Below are 16,751 nucleotides of genomic sequence, written 5' to 3' on the forward strand. Positions count from 1 at the left end.
TCAGTACCCTTCCTGTGCCCGCTATCACTAACGTTGGATGAGCGGTTGAACTTTATTATCGATAGCCTCGCGCGCCCGAAAAATACGGGAACGCACCGTACCGACCGGGCAATCCATGATGGCGGCTATCTCTTCATAGCTTAAACCATCCAACTCCCGCAGGGTAATTGCCATACGTAAATCTTCCGGGAGCGATTCAATGGTACGAAAAACTATCTGTTTCAACTCTTCTGACAACATCAAGTTCTCAGGGTTCGAAATTTCTTTCAGTGCGCCCGCACTTTCAAAGTTTTCCGCGTCGTTAGCATCCACGTCGCTGGAGGGCGGCCGACGTCCCTGCGCCACCAGATAATTTTTAGCGGTATTCACCGCAATACGATACAGCCAGGTGTAAAACGCGCTGTCACCGCGGAACGACTCCAGTGCCCGGTAGGCCTTAATGAAGGACTCCTGCACCACGTCCGGTACGTCTCCCGAAGGGACATAGCGGGAGACCAGACTCGCCACCTTGTGCTGGTAGCGCACGACCAGCAGGTTAAAGGCTTTTTGATCGCCTTTTTGTACCCGTTCTACGAGGACCTGATCCGTTATTTGCTCGCTCATCCGAGGTAATATCTCCCCCAATCCAATTCCACATGCGGGTGTTGCACACCGTCAGACAACGGTTTAACGAGCAAGCACTGCGTTAGAGTGTGCGACACCGCGGAAGTTCCCGCCCGTGTGAAATGATGCTTTTTCAGTATTTTCATGTGCTTCTCGCCACGCGTTTTTATCAGTTTGGACGACAAGCGCCATAAAATCCCCCTTCCCTACGTCAGCAGCCAGCCCGGCGCATCAGGACGCTGGCAGAGTAACGCATGAGCAGGGCTTTTTCATCTTTAAATCCGGCCGCCAGTCATTTGTTATTCATCGTAAACCCATCGCCACCGGCGGCGTGCGTCCGCGCGCGTCGGGCGCAGCCGAAGACGGGCCCCCCTGACGCACGCCACGGCGCTAAAAGCGCTTGGCAACGGCGGGAAAACCGGTATGCTCAGGGAATAACCTGTTTAGTAAATTAAACAAATGACCACACCCTCTGAATACGTCTGTGATGTACTGATTATTGGCAGCGGCGCCGCCGGGCTCTCGCTGGCGCTGCGCCTGGCCGAACAGCAGCAGCAGGTGCTGGTGCTGAGTAAAGGGCCGGTGAGTGAAGGTGCCACCCTCTACGCCCAGGGGGGAATCGCCGCCGTCTTTGACGAAACCGACAGCATCGAGTCGCACATTGAAGACACGCTGGTCGCCGGCGCCGGACTCTGCGATCGCGACGCGGTGGCGTTTATTGCCCAAAACGCCCGCCACTGCGTGCAGTGGCTGATCGACAGCGGCGTACGCTTTGATACCGCGCCGGAGCCTCAGGATCCGGGGCGCTATCATCTGACCCGCGAAGGCGGCCACAGCCACCGGCGTATTCTGCACAGCGCCGATGCTACCGGCCGCGCGGTCGAGACCACGCTGGTCGGTCAGGCGCATCGCCATGCCAACATTCGCATTCTGGAGCGCTGCAACGCGGTGGACCTGATGCTGTCCGACAAGCTTGGCCTGCCCGGTGAGCGGCGGGTGGTGGGCGCGTGGATCTGGCACCGCGATCGGGAGCAGGTGGAGCGCTGCCGCGCGCGCAGCGTGGTGCTGGCCACCGGCGGCGCGGCCAGGGTTTATCAATACTCCACCAATCCCGACGTGGCCTCCGGCGACGGCATTGCGATGGCGTGGCGCGCCGGCTGTCGCGTCGCCAATCTTGAGTTCAATCAGTTTCACCCTACCTGCCTGTATCATCCCGACGCGCGCAATTTTTTGCTGACCGAAGCCCTGCGCGGCGAAGGGGCGCACCTGCTGCGCCCCGACGGCACGCGCTTTATGCCGGAGATTGACCCGCGCGGCGAGCTGGCACCGCGGGATATTGTCGCCCGCGCCATCGACCATGAAATGAAGCGGCTGGGGGCCGACTGCATGTGGCTCGATATCAGCCACCGGCCGGCGGCGTTTATCCGCCAGCATTTTCCCACCCTCTGCCAGAAGCTGGCGGGGTGGGGATTTGATCTCACCCGCCAGCCGATTCCAGTCGTCCCGGCGGCCCACTACACCTGCGGCGGCGTGATGGTCAATCAGCGCGGCGAAACCGATATCAGCGGGCTGTACGCCATCGGTGAGGTGAGCTATACCGGGCTGCACGGCGCCAACCGGCTGGCGTCGAATTCACTGCTTGAGTGCGTGGTGTATGGCTGGTCAGCGGCGGAATCGATCCTGCAGACCCACGCCGGACGGACGCTGGTCGACGCGGTACCGGCGTGGGACGACAGTCGGGTCGATAACGCAGACGAGCGGGTGGTTATTCAGCATAACTGGCATGAGCTGCGGCTGCTGATGTGGGATTATATGGGGATCGTGCGCACTACCCGGCGGCTGGAGCGGGCGCTGCGGCGCATCACCCTGCTGCAGCAGGAGATCGATGAGTACTACGCCCAATTTCGCCTGTCGAATCATCTGCTGGAGCTGCGCAACCTGGTGCAGGTCGCGGAGCTGATGGTGCGCTGCGCCATGGCGCGTAAAGAGAGCCGCGGCCTGCACTTTACGCTGGACTACCCGCAGACGCTGGCGGCGGCGCGTCCGACCATTCTGCGGCCGGGCGCGCTGCCCGTTACATAAACAGGTAAAAGTCGCGGGTCAGGCTGCAAAACGCCTCGGAGTAGCGCTGGTCATCGCCGCGAATCACCATTCGCCCGGACAGCGCTTCACCCGGCGTGGGCGACAGCATCAGCAGGACGCGGTGCGGCAGGCGCATCGCGTTATCGGCCACGTCCATCCGATCGCGCAGGTACCAGCCGCGCGCCTCTGCCTCGGCGATAAACTGCGTCCCCTCGCTTTCCGGCAGCACCACGCACAGCGCCCCCGCCTCGCCAATCAGCGCCTCAGCGCACGCCAGCAGAGTCGGATGGTCCAGATCACCGGTCGCGCGGGCGCTGTCGCGCGCCGCCGTGGCGCAGGCAACACCGGGGGCGAACCACGGCGGATTGCTGACGATCAGGTCATAGCGGACGGTGCTGTCGCGGGCCACCTCCTGAATGCTGGCCTGACGCACCCGCACCCGCGCCGCCCAGGGCGACGCCGCCGCGTTATCCGCCGCCTGCGCCGCGGCCGCGGCGTCGCGCTCCACGGCATCGATCTGCACGTGATCGGCCGTGCGCTGCGCCAGCATCAGCGCGAGAATGCCGCTGCCGCTGCCGATATCCAGCACGCGGGTCGCGCCGGCCACCGGCGTCCAGGCCCCGAGCAAAATGGCATCGGTGCCCACCTTCATCGCGCAGCGATCGTGGGCGATAAAAAATTGTTTAAACGTAAAACCGTTGCGTTGCAGCGCCGTACGCCGCGCATCCTTCATCATTGCCGCATCTTCCCGTCCACATGTCGCGCCAGTGTAGCCGGAATCACGGTGCGGATGAAGATGGCGCGACGGCGGCGGCGGATAAAAGAGCGCTGACCGGTGACGCGCAGTGAAAAAGCAGGGTATGATCCCCCCACCCGCCGCCGGCGCTTCACGCGCTTTCTGCGACAAACAGGTGAAGATTATCGGCAATCTGTCTATAATCGGCGCCCCAATCTGAGGTAGACCATGACTGTAACCACGTTTTCCGAACTCGAACTCGATGAGAGCCTGCTCAATGCCCTGCAGGATAAGGGCTTCTCACGCCCAACCGCCATCCAGGCTGCGGCCATTCCGCCCGCGCTGGAGGGACGTGATGTACTGGGCTCCGCCCCCACCGGCACCGGAAAAACGGCGGCTTACCTGTTGCCCGCGCTGCAGCACCTGATCGACTTCCCGCGTAAAAAATCCGGCCCGCCGCGCATTCTGATCCTGACCCCGACGCGCGAGCTGGCGATGCAGGTGGCGGATCAGGCGCGCGAGCTGGCAAAACATACGCACCTCGACGTTGCCACCATCACCGGCGGCGTTGCTTACATGAACCACGCGGAAGTGTTCAGCGACAATCAGGATATTGTCGTGGCCACCACCGGGCGGCTGCTGCAATACATTAAAGAAGAGAACTTTGACTGCCGGGCGGTCGAAACCCTGATTCTGGATGAAGCCGACCGCATGCTGGACATGGGCTTTGCGCAGGATATCGAAACTATCGCTGCCGAAACCCGCTGGCGCAAGCAGACGCTGCTCTACTCCGCCACGCTGGAGGGCGAAGCGATTAAAAACTTCGCCGAGCGTCTGCTAAACGATCCGATCGAGATTGAAGCCGATCCCAGCCGCCGCGAACGCAAAAAAATCCTGCAGTGGTACTATCGCGCCGACGATGTGAAGCACAAAACGGCGCTGCTGGTGCACCTGCTAAAGCAGCCGGAAGTGACCCGCGCGGTGGTGTTTGTACGCAAACGCGAGCGGGTGCATGAGCTGTGCGGCTGGCTGCGCGAAGCGGGCATCAGCAACAGCTACCTGGAAGGGGAGATGGTGCAGGCGAAGCGTAACGAAGCGCTGAAGCGTCTGGTTGACGGCCGCTGTAACGTACTGGTGGCCACCGACGTGGCCGCCCGCGGCATCGACATTGACGATGTCAGCCACGTCTTCAACTTTGATATGCCGCGCACCGCCGACACCTATCTGCACCGCATCGGTCGTACCGGGCGCGCCGGTAAAAAGGGCATCGCCATCTCGCTGGTTGAAGCGCACGACCATCTGCTGCTGGAAAAAGTGGGCCGCTACGTCAACGAGCCGCTGAAAGTCCGCACCGTCGACGAGCTGCGTCCGGCCACGCGCGCACCAAGCGGTAAGCTGAAGGGTAAACCGTCGAAAAAAGTGCAGGCGAAGCGTAAAGAGAAGAAAGAGAAAGACGCGGAGAAGCCGCGGGTGAAAAAACGCCATCGCGACACCAAGAATATTGGGAAGCGACGCACGCCCGCCGCGGCGGCAATCGGCAAAACCGACGCTGCTGAATAATTGCACCGCCAACCATCAAACCGCCGACCTTCGGCGGTTTTTTTTCGCCTGACAGGCCGTAATGCGGCCGTTTCACGCCGCGGCGCGCGCAGGCGTGCCAAAAATCGCGCTTAGCCGCGCGGCGCCTCTCGGTTTATACCGCTAATTTATTGAATTCATACTTAAAATAATATCAGACGGCACGGGTAACTTTTCAGCACCCGTGCAAACTGTCGCGAAGATTACAGGCTGTCGGTAAACGTGCGGGTAATGACATCGCGCTGCTGTTCCGGGGTCAGCGCATTGAAACGTACCGCATAGCCGGACACGCGAATGGTCAGCTGCGGATAGCGATCCGGGTGCGCCACCGCGTCCTCCAGCGTTTCGCGCGTCAGCACGTTAACGTTAAGGTGCTGGCCGCCCTCGACCCGCACCTGCGGGACTGATTCGACAGGAACATCGCGAAAGCGAAAGTCCCCCAGCTCGCGCAGCGGTACTATCTGATCGTCCGCATAGCCAGCGCAGGCGCACAGGCAGCGCGCCTCGCCGCGTTCGTCATCCAGGAGCCAAAACGAGTTGTTCAGCGCACGGTTGCTGGCTTGCGTAATTTGAATGCCGGTCATCATGAATATCGCCTCCCAGGCGGATGTCACCCGCAGGTGAAGAAAAAGGATCGCCTACAGGTATACGCCGACTGGCCCACGGGGGCGTTGATGTAGGTCAATAAAGCACCGCGGAGGTGATCCGCCAGCGCTTCCACGCTAAGCTAGCGGCACGGACATTCATCAGGAGGCGTTCATGGGCAGCGCAATCACCTGGCACGACGTGCTGGCAGAGGAAAAAACCCAACCCTATTTTATCGATACCCTACAGGCGGTGGCGCGCGAGCGCGAGGCGGGAAAAACCGTCTATCCGCCGGCCGCAGCGGTCTTTAACGCCTTCCGGCTGACCGAACTGGCGGATATCAAGGTGGTGATCCTCGGGCAGGATCCCTATCACGGGCCGGATCAGGCCCACGGGCTGGCGTTTTCGGTACTGCCGGGGGTCGCCACGCCGCCGTCGCTGCTGAATATGTACAAAGAGCTGGAGCAGGATATTCCCGGATTTCAGCGCCCGGCTCACGGCTGCCTGGAGAGCTGGGCACGCCAGGGCGTGATGCTGCTGAACACGGTATTAACGGTGGAGCGCGGTCAGGCGCATTCGCACGCCAGGCTGGGGTGGGAAACCTTTACCGATCGGGTGATTGCCGCCATAAATGCGCAGCGTGAAGGGGTGGTATTTTTACTCTGGGGCGCCCATGCGCAGCGTAAAGGGGCGATTATCGATCGCAAGCGGCACCACGTCCTGCAGGCGCCGCATCCGTCACCGCTGTCGGCGCACCGCGGCTTTTTTGGCTGCCGTCACTTCTCGCAGGCCAACGCGCTGCTGGTGCAGCAGGGGCTGACGCCTATCGACTGGCAGCCGGTGCTGCCGACCTGAGGCGCAGTGCCGGCGGGCCACCGTGATGGCCCGCCGGCAACGGTACGTCAGCCTTTGGCCTTCGACACCGCCACCATCGCCGGGCGCAGCAGGCGACCGTTCAGGGTATAGCCGCGCTGCATCACCATCAGCACGTGGTTAGGCGCCACCTCATCAGACTCCATCATCGACATCGCCTGGTGCAGATCCGGATTGAACGGCACGTGCGTATCGCCAACTACTTCGACACCAAACTTGCGCACGGCATCCAGCAGCGATTTCAGGGTCAGCTCGATCCCTTCCAGCATCGGCTTCAGGGTCGTGTTCTCTTTGTCAGCCACTTCCATCGCCCGCTCGAGGCTGTCGATCACCGGCAGCAATTCGTTGGCGAACTTCTCCAGCGCAAACTTGTGCGCTTTCTCGACGTCCAGTTCGCTGCGGCGACGGATGTTTTCGATTTCTGCCTGGGCACGCAGCTGCGCATCGCGCACGCCGTTATTGGCCACGCTGAGCTCGGCTTCCAGTTCGGCGATGCGCTGATCGCGCGGATCGCTCTCGCCGGCCGCCTGTTCGGTGGCCTCGGCGTCCTGCGCCTGCTGCTCCATGTCGTCGGTCACGTGCTCGTTTGGGGTCTGCTGTTCTTTACTGCTCATGAAAATCTCCGCGTTTTACACATTCATCTCGCCAGTTGGATTATTATGGGGATTGAATTCCGGGTTTCAAGGGAACCCGTCACAATGTCGCGCCAGCGATTCAGGAGTTGACATCACCACTATGAACCGCCATTTCAACTGCATAGCGATTGTGGGTCATCCGCGCCATCCCACCGCCCTCGCCACTCACGAACTGCTGTGGCGCTGGCTGGTCAGCAAAGGCTACGACGTGATCCTCGAGCAGCAGATCGCTCGTGAACTGGGACGGGACGATGTGCGCACCGCCACGCTGGCGGAAATCGGTCAACAGGCCGACCTGGCCGTGGTGGTCGGCGGCGACGGCAATATGCTCGGCGCCGCGCGGGTGCTGGCCCGCCACGATATCAACGTGATCGGCGTCAACCGCGGTAATCTCGGTTTCCTTACCGATCTCGATCCGGAAAACGCCCAGCAGCAACTGGCGGATGTGCTGGAAGGCGAATACCTGACCGAGAGCCGCTTTCTGCTGGAGGCCAGCGTCTGCCGGCACCCGCAGGACCCGCGCATCGGCACCGCCATTAACGAGGTGGTACTGCACCCGGGCAAAGTCGCGCACATGATTGAGTTTGAAGTCTACATCGATGACGTGTTTGCCTTTTCGCAGCGCTCTGACGGCCTGATCATCTCTACCCCGACCGGATCCACTGCCTATTCGCTCTCCGCCGGCGGGCCGATTCTGACGCCGTCACTGGACGCCATCGCCGTGGTGCCCATGTTCCCGCACACCCTGTCGGCGCGGCCGCTGGTGATCAACAGCAGCAGCACGCTGCGGCTGCGTTTTTCCGGCCTGCGCAGCGATCTGGAGATCAGCTGTGACAGCCAGATTGCCCTGCCGATTCAGGAAGGCGAAGAGGTCCTGGTACGGCGCAGCCCACACCGCCTGACGCTGATCCACCCAAAAAACTACAACTATTTCAATACGCTAAGTTCAAAGTTGGGCTGGTCAAAAAAATTGTTCTGATTTTACCGGCGCCACTTTACTGTTTATAAAACCAGTATATACTGTGCATAAATACACGGGTGTGTTTTTATACAGGAAACAGACTATGCTGGCGCAACTGACTATCAGTAATTTTGCTATCGTGCGTGAACTCGAGATCGATTTTCACCGCGGCATGACCGCCATCACCGGCGAGACCGGTGCCGGTAAGTCGATCGCCATTGATGCGCTGGGCCTGTGCCTGGGCGGCCGCGCCGAGGCGGACATGGTGCGCGCCGGCGCGTCGCGCGCCGATATCTGCGCCCGCTTCTCCCTGAAAGACACCCCGAGTGCCCGGCAGTGGCTGGAGGAGCAGCACCTGGACGACGGTCAGGAGTGCCTGCTGCGCCGGGTCATCAGCAGCGACGGCCGTTCGCGCGGCTACATCAACGGCACCGCCGTCCCGCTGTCGCAGCTGCGCGATGTCGGCCAGCACCTGATCCAAATCCACGGCCAGCATGCGCATCAGCTGCTGCTCAAACCCGATCACCAGAAGCACCTGCTGGACGCCTACGCCCACGAAACCGCGCTGACCGCCCGCATGCGTCAGCACTATCAGCAGTGGCACGAGAGCTGCCGCGCGCTGGCCCAGCACCAGCAGCTGGCCCAGGAGCGCGAAGCGCGCCGCGAGCTGCTGGCCTACCAGCTTAAAGAGCTGAACGACTTTGCCCCGCTGGCCGGCGAATTTGAAACCATCGATGAAGAGTACAAGCGACTGGCCAACAGCGGCCAGCTGCTGAGCACCAGCCAGCAGGCGTTGACGCTGCTGGCGGACGGCGAAGAGCAAAGCCTGCAGAGCCAGCTGTATCACGCCCGCCAGATGATTGGCGAACTGACCAGCCTTGATGCCAGCCTCGGCGGCGTGCTCAGCATGCTGGAAGAAGCGGCGATCCAACTGAGTGAGGCCAGCGATGAGCTGCGCCACTACTGCGACCGTCTCGATCTCGATCCCAACCGCCTGTATGAGCTGGAGCAGCGCATCGCCCGACAGATCCAGCTGGCGCGTAAGCACCACGTCGCCCCGGAGGCGCTGCCGGCGTTCCACCAGCAGCTGCTGGCCGAACAGGCGCAGCTGTCGCAGCAGGAGAGCGATCAGGCCGATCTGTCGGCGGCGGTGGCCCGGCATCATCAGATCGCGCTGGACACCGCCGGCCAGCTGCACGCGCGCCGCAGCCACTTTGCCGCCGAGCTGTCGCAGCGGATCACCGACAGTATGCGCAGCCTGGCGATGCCGCACGGCGAGCTCGCCATTGTGGTCACCTTTAACGGCGACCAGCTCAGCGCCGACGGCGGTGACCGCATTGAGTTTCGCGTGACCACCAACCCCGGGCAGCCGCTGCAGGGGCTGGGCAAAGTCGCCTCCGGCGGCGAGCTGTCGCGCATTGCGCTGGCCATTCAGGTGATTACCGCGCAGAAAATGGATACCCCGGCGCTGATCTTTGATGAAGTGGACGTCGGCATCAGCGGCCCCACCGCCGCGGTGGTCGGCAAGATGCTGCGCCAGCTGGGAGACTCCACGCAGGTGATGTGTGTGACTCACCTGCCGCAGGTGGCCGGCTGTGGCCATCATCACTTTGTGGTCAGCAAAGAGACCGACGGCGCCATGACCGAGACTCACATGCAGCCGCTGGACAAGCGCGCCCGCCTGCAGGAGCTGGCGCGCCTGCTCGGCGGCAGCGAAGTCACCCGCAACACCCTGGCCAACGCCCGCGAGCTGCTGGCCGCCTGAGACGGCGCGCACCGGCAGCGGTGCGCGTCGTCACTGGTGATTTTTCCCGCAACTGCCCCCTTTTCTCCGGCCCTCGGCGCACTTTTTTAGCGCCGCGCGGTCATATCGATGTTTTCCAGAGGTTTCCAACTGGCGTAAGGTTTATTATTATCGGCAGCTACGCCGAGTGATCTGCCGACTGAATGACCGGCTACGACGGCCTGAAGTAACAGGCGCTGATGCCCCTAAGAAAGGAATGTACTGAATATGCGCTGTAAAACGCTGACCGCCGCCGCCGTGGCTGCCCTGATGTTAACCGCCGGGTGTTCCACCCTGGAGCGCGTGGTGTATCGTCCGGATATCAATCAGGGTAACTACCTGGTGGCCAATGACGTGGCCAAAATTCACACCGGCATGACGCAACAGCAGGTGGCCTACACGCTGGGCACGCCGATGATGCGCGATCCGTTCGGCAGCAACGTCTGGTATTACGTTTTCCGCGAGCAGCCGGGCCATGAAAAAGTGAAACAGCAGACCCTGACCCTGACCTTTGACGGCAGCGGCGTGCTGACCAACATCGACAATAAGCCGGCGCTGAGCAGCAACGACAGCTGATGGCTTTTCGCCGCCGATAAAAAAAGCCCGTCGCTGACGGGCTTTTTTCTACGCGCGGCGCGGGCACTATTTTTTTGCCGCGCGCTCGGCGCGCAGACGGCGCAGCTCTTTTGGGTCGGCAATCAGCGGACGGTAAATCTCCACCCGGTCGCCATCATGCACGTCGTCGCCCAGCTTAACCGGTCGGCTAAAAATACCGACTTTATTCTGCGTCAGATCGATCTCCGGACGCAGCTGCAGGATCCCGGAAGCGGCAATCGCCTGCTCCACGCTGCTGCCCGCCGCCAGGGTCACCGTCTGCAAATACTGCTTTTCCGGCAGCGCATAGGCTACCTCCACGCGGATCTCAGGCACGGTAAACCTCTTTCGCCCGCTGAGTAAACGCCTGCACCATACTGCTGGCCAGCTCTTTAAACACCCGGCCAAACGCCATCTCAATCAGCTTATTGGTAAACTCAAACTCAAGGTTCAGCTCCACCTTACAGGCGTCATCACCCAGGGAGGTAAACGTCCAGCCGCCGTGCAGCGAGCGGAACGGCCCATCCACCAGCTGCATGTGGATGCTCTGGTTACTGGTGAGAGTATTGCGGGTGACGAAAGTTTTGCTGATGCCGGCTTTCGACACGTCTACCGAGGCGGTCATCTGCTGGTCGCTGGCATCCAGCACCCGGCTGCCGGTACAGCCCGGTAAAAACTCCGGATAAGCATCCACGTCATTTACTAACCGGTACATCTGCTCGGCGCTGTAGGGAACCAGTGCCGAACGGCTAATCTGAGACATAGCGTTTCCTGTTAATCACGAGACGACAAATAATAGCATTTCACCCCGCTAAACAAAAATTCCTGCCGTGCTACACTGCCTGCGCCGCGCGCCCATCCGCCCGGATCACGGCCCTCCCCGTCCGCGGTGAGGGATGCGTTTATTTTTTGCATCACGTATACTAAGCCGCACTATGACAAAGAAAAAAGCACATAAACCCGGTTCCGCGACCATTGCGCAAAACAAACGTGCCCGTCACGAATACTTCATTGAGGAAGAGTTCGAGGCCGGGCTGTCACTGCAGGGGTGGGAAGTCAAATCCATGCGCGCAGGCAAGGCCAACATCAGCGACAGCTATATCCTGCTGCGCGACGGTGAAGCTTACCTGTTTGGCGCCACCATTCAGCCACTGTTGGGGGCCTCGACCCACGTGGTCTGCGATCCCACCCGCAACCGCAAGCTGCTGCTCAAGCAGCGCGAGCTCGACTCGCTGTACGGCCGCGTTAACCGCGAAGGCTATACCGTGGTCGCGCTGTCGCTGTACTGGAAAAACGCCTGGGCCAAGCTGAAAATCGGCGTGGCGAAGGGTAAAAAAGAGCACGACAAGCGCGACGACATCAAAGATCGCGAGTGGAAGCTCGACAAAGCGCGGATCATGAAACACGCTAATCGCTAAGCCGCTGGCGTAGCGAGACGTTTTTCTGTATACTGCGAAAACTACTTGGGGCTGATTCTGGATTCGACGGGATTTGCGAAGCCCAAGGAGCATGCCGAGGGGCGGTTGGCCTCGTAAAAAGCCGCAAAAAAATAGTCGCAAACGACGAAAACTACGCTTTAGCAGCTTAATAACCTGCTTAGAGCCCTCTCTCCCTAGCCTCCGCTCTTAGGACGGGGATCAAGAGAGGTCAAACCCAAAAGAGATCGCGTGGAGGCCCTGCCTGGGGTTGAAGCGTTAAACCTAATCAGGCTAGTTTGTCAGTAGCGTGTCCGTCCGCAGCTGGCCGGCGAATGTAAAGACTGGACTAAGCATGTAGTGCCGACGGTGTAGTAATTTCGGACGCGGGTTCAACTCCCGCCAGCTCCACCAAAATTCTCCATCGGTGATTACCAGAGTCATCCGATGAAGTCCTGAGAGCCCGCACGGCACAAGCCCTGCGGGCTTTTTTGTGCCTTCAATTTGTCCCGCGAAGTCTGATGCCAACTAATTAAATCCGAACCTTTTAGGCACCTTGTTAGGCACCTCATAAAGCTTTATTGTTTTTGAGGTGCCTAAAACTATGGAAACCCGGCAATGGCAAGACAAACCAAACCTCTATCCGTTAAAGAAATCGAATCTGCTAAACCCAAGGAAGCGGACTACGTTCTCTATGATGGCGATGGCCTTGAGCTACTCATCAAATCCAGCGGGAGTAAAATCTGGCAGTTTCGCTACATTCGCCCTGTCACCAAGAAACGTGCGAAGAAGAGCATCGGCCCCTACCCGTCAGTTACCCTTGCCGATGCCAGAAACTATAGGGCAGAGTCTCGCTCTCTCCTGGCGAAACAAATCGACCCACAGGAACATCAGCAAGAACAACTTCGCAGTTCGCTTGAAGCTAATACCAATACTTTCCAACTCGTAGCTGAACGTTGGTGGAATGTGAAGAAAGCCAGTGTGACCGAGGACTATGCCGACGATATCTGGCGCTCTCTTGAAAGAGATGTCTTTTCTGCAATTGGCGACATTAGCGTTACAGATATTAAAGCACCCACACTGGTTCAGGCCGTCCAACCGGTTCAAGCCAGAGGAGCACTGGAAACCGTTCGTCGCCTGTGCCAGCGCATTAATGAGGTCATGATCTATGCCCAAAACACAGGGCTGATTGATGCTGTTCCCAGCGTTAATATCGGTAAAGCCTTTGAGAAGCCGCAGAAGAAGAACATGCCAAGCATTCGACCGGATCAGCTACCTCAATTGATGCAGACGATGCGTACGGCCAGCATTAGCCTTTCAACACGATGCCTGTTCATGTGGCAACTTCTTACCATCACCCGCCCTGCCGAAGCGGCTGAAGCTCGTTGGGAAGAGGTAGACATGGAAGCGCGAGAGTGGAAGATTCCTGAAGCACGCATGAAAATGAACCGCGACCATACTGTCCCATTGTCAGATGAGACAATCGCAGTGCTGGAGATGATGAAGCCGTTAAGTGGAAATCGAGAGTTTATATTTCCCAGCCGTATCAAGCCAAATCAGTCAATGAATAGCCAAACCGTGAACGCCTCGCTAAAACGCGCAGGTTTTGGTGGAGTGCTCGTTTCACACGGTCTGCGATCTATTGCTAGTACTGCCCTTAATGAACAGGGTTTTCCACCCGATGTTATTGAAGCAGCTCTTGCTCATGTGGATAAGAACGAGGTTCGGCGTGCCTATAATCGTAGCGATTATCTTGAGCAGCGCCGACCAATGATGCAATGGTGGGCTGACTTCATTATGGCTGCAGATAGTGGAAGTATTTTTGAAGGTGGGGTAAAGGGAATGCGTTTAGTGGGATGACGGCTATGAGCTTTGCAAAATTAGACTTGTGCTCCAAGCTGGGTAACAGCCTATTATTATTCATTTCAATATCAGCCTATTCATTCATTTTAACTATAAGTTAATATCCTAGTATCCGTTTCGTGCCATAAGACGTTATGGCACGTCAGATCAAATGTCTTAGAGCGCATGGTCTGCCTGGACGAGATACTTACACCTAATTTGCCACGCGCATCATGGCATTGGCCCATCCAATGCGCATATGTGTAATTCTCAGTTGTGTTTAATACTCAAATTGATGTTTCGACCTCAGCAGGAGTTACCTTCTAGGAATCGAAAATGTCATGTGTTCTCAATCCAAGCCATTTTTCTAGATACCTAAGCAGCGTTCGCAGGGCCTCTTCGTGCTCGGGGAACTGGGCGGGATTAATCGCATCACACTTGGCCTTCGCCACATCAATGCCAATAAAATCGTCAATTGTCTCTTTGTTGAAACTGTTGTACTGCGTGGAAACTCGATCATTATACGCATGGCTCGTGCCTATGCTCATAAGGCGTGTGACCATGGTTGCGAAGCCCAAGTCGGATTGAATTGCTTTCCTCACCCACTCTCGGGGTTCATCCATTGAATCTGTATATTTTTCCCAGCGATAGAGCAGTGATAAGAGATCCGGTTCAGCCATCAGCGCATCGCCGTCTACTGCGCGGATCCTTATTAACCGCAACCATTCAGCTTTCATTGCCCCAACGGTGTTGAGATCTAACGCTGGCTCGAAGGCTCTACTCTCACCCTCATTCCGATCGGTGGGATCGCTGAGATGGATCAGGATTGAGGCAACGGATAGCGCTTCAGTTTTACGGAGAGCTTCAAGAGCCAAACCGCCTCGAACGTCCTCAGGAATCCGCTTCAGGTACCAACTTGTCGCTCGCCATGCTGCTACATATAACGAGTCGAAAGAGCCACTGCTCGTGCCTGCGAGTTTTTCAGCAAGTCCAAACATCCCTGGGAGCAGAACAGCAGCGTTCTCGGTTGGTAATCGGTCGACGGATTCATCGAGCCTCGCAACGAGTGAATTCAGCAGCCCGTCAGCTTCGACGGCTGCGATTTCAGCAAAGAGCTCGTCCTCTGTCGCTGTTGCATCGAGAAAATCAACGAAACGGCGCTCAGATATTTCTCCGACCGTCGTCTGAAGCTCAAAGTAACGTGGGAAGTAGCGCGAAGTGCATACTCGTTTCTCCGTCAACCACCGGCGATGGAAGCCATCTGCATAGTTTGTCCCCCCATACGCCCATTCGAGTGGAGGAAATAAGTCTTTAAGCGCATCACAAATGATATTGCGGCGCTCTTCTGAGACGATCTCAAGAAGCTCCTTAGCTGCTGCTTGGTCCACCTTCCGTCGGCCATCACGGGAGAAGCGTCCTTCCTGGAGAACCAATCCTCTCTCACTGAACAGTGCATCGTGGAGGCCAGGTTCGAAGACCCGGAGTGTTTCCAGAAGAATGAAGTCTACAATGTTCACCTCGAACACGTCGCCGACCACATGCAGGGGCATATGTACAGCAATGGATGAGATGAGACGACGCGCATCGCGCATGTTGCGAAGCAGGGGCTGAATGCAGCCAATGCAAGCGTTACCCCAGCGTCTCTGAGAGAACCCGTTGGCCTCAGTCGCGTATGGGCCCGCTATTTCAGAGAGTTCTTCCTCGAACATACGATGCACGAAAGATGTCGGTACGGCTGGTAAATCAAAGTTAGCCTGCACGATCTTTTCAAGGAAGGCACGACCGTCGTTGTCTGCAACCGGATCTAGCGCTCGCTCTACGATACTGGGCTGGAACAGAAGCACAAAAACAATATTCGGTAGATTAGCATTCGCCTTTACCTGCCGAAGCAGCATCCTGATCTGCTCAGGTTCGAGCCGGTCAATATCGTCGACGAAGACAACCAGCGGCCGGTCAAGTTCGCGAAGACGAGCCTCAAGCGCTCTGCGTACCTTGTCGAGAGACTCGCCGCTATGGTCACGCCCGAGATACGATAGTACGCGTCCCAGAAGAGGTACTCCGACCGAGAGAAAGGCAAGAATAGCCGCAACCTTTGCAACTGTCGGAAGGTCATATCCAATAGCCGAAGCGATCGCTATAACCGAGGCATTTGTGAGAACTGTTGAGATTAGAAGGCTTGAACTCCCAGCCTCTTTAAGAGGCTTACTGACCCCGGTAAGGATCGCTCCGTAGCGTCGCAGTGCTTCGGCACGTTCGAGCGCAGCCTTCGAATGCTCGCCTCCCAAGCGATCTGCTATCTGGCCAAATAGCGCGCGGGCGATTGCGTCGCCGTCTCCCCATTGCCATGGGTTAAAGTCGAGCCAGTCCGCTCCACTGCTCTTGGCATCAAGCCGTTCGGTGATGAGGTTTTTCAGTGATGATTTGCCGAAGCCCCATCCCCCACGAATAGCGAACACTCGGCCTTCGCGCAAACTAAGCTCCGAAAGCACGTCGGCTATACGAGCCGCGAATCCGGACCTTCTAAGGCGATCTTCGGATGCTGTTCGAATCGGCGCTTCAGCCCCAATCCCTCCGTCCGGCTGCTCGTTCCTTACCATATTTGCATTAGGCTTCGCGCGACGGCGAGCACGCCATGCCGCCAGACGGAACAACAGCTTACTCATCGCACACCATCTCCCAAAAATGCATGTATCAATCGTCCTATTGTCAGAAGCTTCACTGGTTCACAGACAGAGCAAGTTAATGCCCGTTCGAGCCTTGTCTGCACAAGTTCAACTTACTTACGTAAGCAAACTGAAGGGGACCCGCTGCAAACGCAAGCCAGTATAGCGGTTCTGTCTACTCAACATGAAGCCGCAGATAAAAGGTGTACTGAATTGGCAATATAATTTCACTATCAGTGAAATTATATTGCCAAATATCGAAAAGAATGCTTTACTTATCACAGGTCAGGCGTTCCGCCTGAGCTGTGTTCTTTAAAATGATTGTTCTCATCGTAACAGCGAAGGTCTAGCGTAATTGCCTGTTTACCAGGCCGCTCCTTCATCCGGTGTTGGAGATTTGA

15 protein-coding genes and 1 other RNA gene are annotated in these 16,751 nt (G+C 58.2%); 9 read left to right on the forward strand and 7 right to left on the reverse strand.

What is annotated here, in order from left to right; translation table 11 throughout:
* Window positions 1-27: 27 nt before the first annotated feature.
* A complete protein-coding gene (gene rpoE, locus BS626_RS06335; protein ID WP_075181539.1) occupies window positions 28-603 on the reverse strand; it encodes an RNA polymerase sigma factor RpoE in 576 nt (191 codons plus the stop codon).
* Between the two features lie 459 nt (window positions 604-1,062).
* Between rpoE and nadB the strand changes: the two genes are divergently transcribed.
* Window positions 1,063-2,685 carry an L-aspartate oxidase gene (gene nadB / locus BS626_RS06340; protein WP_075181540.1) on the forward strand — a complete coding sequence of 541 codons (1,623 nt, stop codon included), beginning with the start codon at window positions 1,063-1,065 and terminating at the stop codon, window positions 2,683-2,685.
* On the opposite strand, the gene BS626_RS06345 is transcribed toward nadB, so the two are convergent.
* Entirely contained in the window at window positions 2,678-3,418 is a 741-nt protein-coding gene (locus tag BS626_RS06345) for a methyltransferase (RefSeq protein WP_139308777.1), read from the reverse strand. The two genes, nadB and BS626_RS06345, sit on opposite strands and share 8 nt — an antisense overlap.
* Before the next feature lie 231 nt (window positions 3,419-3,649).
* On the opposite strand from BS626_RS06345, the gene srmB reads away from it, so the two are divergent.
* Window positions 3,650-4,981, forward strand: coding sequence for an ATP-dependent RNA helicase SrmB (gene srmB, locus BS626_RS06350; RefSeq protein WP_075181542.1), 1,332 nt, complete (start codon window positions 3,650-3,652; stop codon window positions 4,979-4,981).
* Window positions 4,982-5,202: 221 nt separating this feature from the next.
* Here srmB and grcA read toward each other — a convergent pair whose 3' ends face one another.
* The gene (grcA, locus tag BS626_RS06355) at window positions 5,203-5,586 is read right to left on the reverse strand and encodes an autonomous glycyl radical cofactor GrcA (protein ID WP_075181543.1); all 384 of its coding nucleotides are present in this window, start codon (window positions 5,584-5,586) and stop codon (window positions 5,203-5,205) included.
* A 172-nt stretch (window positions 5,587-5,758) separates the two neighbouring features.
* On the opposite strand from grcA, the gene ung reads away from it, so the two are divergent.
* The gene (ung, locus tag BS626_RS06360) at window positions 5,759-6,439 is read left to right on the forward strand and encodes a uracil-DNA glycosylase (RefSeq protein WP_075181544.1); all 681 of its coding nucleotides are present in this window, start codon (window positions 5,759-5,761) and stop codon (window positions 6,437-6,439) included.
* A 47-nt stretch (window positions 6,440-6,486) separates the two neighbouring features.
* Here ung and grpE read toward each other — a convergent pair whose 3' ends face one another.
* Window positions 6,487-7,071 (reverse strand): nucleotide exchange factor GrpE, encoded by a 585-nt coding sequence (gene grpE / locus BS626_RS06365; protein WP_075181545.1) that lies wholly within the window; start codon window positions 7,069-7,071, stop codon window positions 6,487-6,489.
* Window positions 7,072-7,192: 121 nt separating this feature from the next.
* On the opposite strand from grpE, the gene nadK reads away from it, so the two are divergent.
* From nadK to bamE, 3 genes are all read left to right on the forward strand, one after another.
* Window positions 7,193-8,071 (forward strand): NAD(+) kinase, encoded by an 879-nt coding sequence (gene nadK, locus BS626_RS06370; RefSeq protein ID WP_075181546.1) that lies wholly within the window; start codon window positions 7,193-7,195, stop codon window positions 8,069-8,071.
* Window positions 8,072-8,156: 85 nt separating this feature from the next.
* Window positions 8,157-9,818 (forward strand): DNA repair protein RecN, encoded by a 1,662-nt coding sequence (gene recN, locus BS626_RS06375; RefSeq protein WP_075181547.1) that lies wholly within the window; start codon window positions 8,157-8,159, stop codon window positions 9,816-9,818.
* A gap of 246 nt (window positions 9,819-10,064) precedes the next feature.
* A complete protein-coding gene (gene bamE / locus BS626_RS06380; RefSeq protein WP_075181548.1) occupies window positions 10,065-10,412 on the forward strand; it encodes an outer membrane protein assembly factor BamE in 348 nt (115 codons plus the stop codon).
* 66 nt (window positions 10,413-10,478) lie between these two features.
* Here the strand turns inward: bamE and BS626_RS06385 are convergent, their stop codons facing one another.
* Together BS626_RS06385 and BS626_RS06390 are read right to left on the reverse strand one after the other, a co-directional pair.
* On the reverse strand, window positions 10,479-10,766 hold the full coding sequence (locus BS626_RS06385) for an RnfH family protein (protein ID WP_075181549.1): 288 nt from the start codon (window positions 10,764-10,766) through the stop codon (window positions 10,479-10,481).
* The gene (locus tag BS626_RS06390; protein WP_075181550.1) at window positions 10,759-11,193 is read right to left on the reverse strand and encodes a type II toxin-antitoxin system RatA family toxin; all 435 of its coding nucleotides are present in this window, start codon (window positions 11,191-11,193) and stop codon (window positions 10,759-10,761) included. The genes BS626_RS06385 and BS626_RS06390 overlap by 8 nt, the downstream gene beginning before the upstream one ends.
* Window positions 11,194-11,365: 172 nt before the next feature.
* Between BS626_RS06390 and smpB the strand changes: the two genes are divergently transcribed.
* From smpB to BS626_RS06405, 3 genes are all read left to right on the forward strand, one after another.
* Complete coding sequence (gene smpB / locus BS626_RS06395) at window positions 11,366-11,848, forward strand: SsrA-binding protein SmpB (protein ID WP_075181551.1); 483 nt, start codon at window positions 11,366-11,368, stop codon at window positions 11,846-11,848.
* A gap of 47 nt (window positions 11,849-11,895) precedes the next feature.
* Window positions 11,896-12,259: a transfer-messenger RNA gene (gene ssrA / locus BS626_RS06400) on the forward strand.
* 204 nt (window positions 12,260-12,463) lie between these two features.
* Entirely contained in the window at window positions 12,464-13,705 is a 1,242-nt protein-coding gene (locus BS626_RS06405) for an integrase (protein WP_075181552.1), read from the forward strand.
* 305 nt (window positions 13,706-14,010) lie between these two features.
* On the opposite strand, the gene BS626_RS06410 is transcribed toward BS626_RS06405, so the two are convergent.
* A complete protein-coding gene (locus tag BS626_RS06410) occupies window positions 14,011-16,350 on the reverse strand; it encodes a P-loop NTPase fold protein (RefSeq protein ID WP_075181553.1) in 2,340 nt (779 codons plus the stop codon).
* Window positions 16,351-16,751: the final 401 nt, after the last annotated feature.

The sequence above is a fragment of the Pantoea sp. 1.19 genome, assembly GCF_001922585.1.
GTDB lineage: Bacteria > Pseudomonadota > Gammaproteobacteria > Enterobacterales > Enterobacteriaceae > 1-19.